The 2,576-nt window shown below is 68.4% G+C and carries 4 protein-coding genes and 1 pseudogene; all 5 read left to right on the top strand.

Translation table 11 applies throughout. From position 1 onward, the window contains the following. The coding region (locus tag E8A12_RS13175) for a VOC family protein (protein ID WP_293369413.1) at window positions 1-201 on the top strand (201 nt) is incomplete at its 5' end. After that, window positions 198-545 (top strand): metalloregulator ArsR/SmtB family transcription factor, encoded by a 348-nt coding sequence (locus E8A12_RS13170; RefSeq protein WP_293369410.1) that lies wholly within the window; start codon window positions 198-200, stop codon window positions 543-545. The genes E8A12_RS13175 and E8A12_RS13170, both read left to right, overlap by 4 nt. Continuing rightward, the gene (locus E8A12_RS13165) at window positions 542-1,003 is read left to right on the top strand and encodes an SRPBCC family protein (protein ID WP_293369408.1); all 462 of its coding nucleotides are present in this window, start codon (window positions 542-544) and stop codon (window positions 1,001-1,003) included. The genes E8A12_RS13170 and E8A12_RS13165 overlap by 4 nt, the downstream gene beginning before the upstream one ends. Before the next feature lie 52 nt (window positions 1,004-1,055). Then, complete coding sequence (locus E8A12_RS13160; RefSeq protein WP_293369406.1) at window positions 1,056-2,327, top strand: TCR/Tet family MFS transporter; 1,272 nt, start codon at window positions 1,056-1,058, stop codon at window positions 2,325-2,327. A 66-nt stretch (window positions 2,328-2,393) separates the two neighbouring features. After that, window positions 2,394-2,576: pseudogene (locus E8A12_RS13155) on the top strand (serine protease); the annotation flags it as partial.

Genomic DNA, 2,576 nt, shown 5'->3' with positions numbered 1-2,576 from the left:
GACATCGACGCCCACTGCGAGCGTGCGCGCGCGGCGGGCGCAGAGATCATCATGGAGCCCCAGACCCAGTTCTACGGCGACCGCACCTACCGCTGCCGCGATCCGGAGGGCCATATCTGGACAGTCGCCCAGACGGTGGCGACGGTTACCCGCGAGGAGATGGAGTCGGCCACCGGCCTGAAGGTCACGGGGGGGACGTGAACGCGGCCGTCCAAGCGCCACCCGAAGCGCTCGACCGGACGCTGGCGGCGCTGGCCGACCCGCACCGCCGCCGGGTGGTCGATCTGCTCAGCCGGGGTCCGCGCGCGGCCGGCGACCTGGCGCGCGAGCTCGACCTGACCCCGCCGGCCATGAGCCGCCATCTGCGCACCCTGCGGCAGAGCGGCCTGGTGGAAGAGTCCCATCCGACCTTCGATGCGCGGGTGCGCATCTACGCCTTGAGGCCTGAACCCATGGTGCATCTGCTGCGCTGGCTGGAAGACGCCGAACGGCTCTGGAGCGAGCAGCTCATCGCCTTCAAGGCCCATCTAGAGAAGGACGCATGACGTCCAAGGTCTATGTGGCTCTGCGGGTGAAGGCCTCGCCCGAGCGGGCGTTCGAAGCCTTCGTGGCTGAAATCGGCGCCTGGTGGCGGCCGAGCCCGCTGTTCCAGACCACGCCCAGGCCTGGCGTGCTGTCGTTCGAGCCCGGCGACGGCGGCCGCCTGCTGGAGACCCGAGCGGGCGGCAAGGCCTTTGAGATCGGCCGGATCAGAGTCTGGGATCCGCCAAGTCGGCTGATTTTCTCATGGCGGCAGGCCAACTTCCCGCCCGATCTTCACACCGAGGTCGAAGTGGGTTTCGAGGCCGTCGGCGACGAGACGCGGGTCAGCGTCGAGCATCGCGGCTTCGACCGCGTGCCAGCTGGCGCGGCGCGCCACGGGTTCCCGGACCAGGTGCTGCTCATGCGTCTGGCCGATTTCTGGCGCGCCCAACTCGCGGCTGTCGGTGAGCAGGCGGGATAATCGGGTTGCGTCAGTTCCTGTTTTGTTTCAAGGTCGCGGCAGGGAATAGAGCATGAGCCAGTCACCGCCGAGCGCCGCGCGGTCCGTCCGGCAGGCGGCCTTCGGGTTCATTTTCGCCAGCGCGCTGATGACCTCCGTGTCGTTCGGCCTGATGATCCCGATCCTGCCCAATCTGATCAAACAGTTCACCGGCGGCGACACGGCCGCCGCGTCGGAATGGAACGTGCTGTTCGCCACCACCTGGGGGCTGATGCAGTTCGTCGTCGGTCCGATCCTGGGCATGCTGTCGGACCGGGTGGGCCGCCGCCCGGTGCTGTTGATCTCGAACTTCGGCCTGGCGGTCGACTTCCTGTTCATGGCCTTGGCGCCGACGCTGTGGTGGCTCTACGTCGGGCGCATCCTGAACGGCATGACGGCGGCGAGCTTCTCCACGGCCGGCGCCTATCTGGCCGACGTCACCCCGCCGGAGAAGCGCGCCAAGAGCTTTGGCATGCTGACCTCGGCCTTCTCCTTCGGCTTCCTGGTCGGGCCGACCCTTGGCGGCTTCCTTGGCGCCTATAGCCTGAGGCTGCCGTTCTTCGTGGCGGCGGGCATCACCGCCCTGAACTGGCTCTACGGCCTGCTGATCCTGCCGGAGTCCCTGCCGGATGAGCGTCGGTTGGCCGCCTTCAACTGGTCCCGGGCCAATCCACTGGGGTCGCTGCGCCTCCTGCAATCGCACAGCGGCCTGCTGGCGCTGGCCAGCGTCGCCTTCCTCTTCCAGCTGGCGCAGATCGTGCTGCCGCAGGTCTTTGTGCTCTACACCACCTACCGCTACCACTGGCCGACCTGGATCCTGGGCCTGACCTTCCCGATCACCGGCATCATGGGGGTGATCGTGCAGATGTTCCTGGTGGGCCCGGCGGTGGCGCGGTTCGGGGAACGGCGGATCGTGCTGATCGGCTGCGTGGCCGGGGCGCTCGGCTTCTTCTGGTACGGCTCGGCGACGAACGGCTGGCTCTATCTGTTGGGCGCGCCCCTGTTCGCCTTCTCCGGCTTCATCATGCCGGGCCTTCAGGGGCTGATGACCCAGCGCGTCGCGCCCAATCAGCAGGGCCAGCTGCAGGGCGCCAATCAGAGCCTGCAGGGCATCGCCTCGTTCCTGGGGCCCTTGGTGTTCGGGGAGAGCTTCGCCTGGTCGGTCCGCCATGAGGCGACCCTGCACATGCCGGGCCTGGCGATCTATCTGGCGGGCGGTCTCCTGGCGCTCGCCTTCGCCGTGGCCTGGGGCGTTGCTCATCCGCACCGTCCGCAAACCGCGATCGAGCCTGCCGCAGCGGCTTGAAGCCTCGCCATCAAAGCGCCAGAAAACTTCGCGGAACTGGGGTGACGGTTTAAGCTCGGAGCGACCATGCGCGCCCAACGTCTCCTGATCCCGGCCCTGACCCTGTTGGCCGCCGCTGCGCCGCTCAGCGCCGCGCGCGCCGAGCCGACCCTGCCGGAGGCCGGACGGGTGGTCCCGACCACCGCGGCCGGCATGAAACAGTCTTTCGCAGGCGTGGTGAGACACGCCGCGCCCGCCGTGGTGAACATC

This window comes from Phenylobacterium sp. (assembly GCF_004799395.1).
Classification (GTDB): Bacteria; Pseudomonadota; Alphaproteobacteria; order Caulobacterales; family Caulobacteraceae; genus Phenylobacterium.
This window is presented reverse-complemented; position numbering and strand designations above follow the sequence as displayed.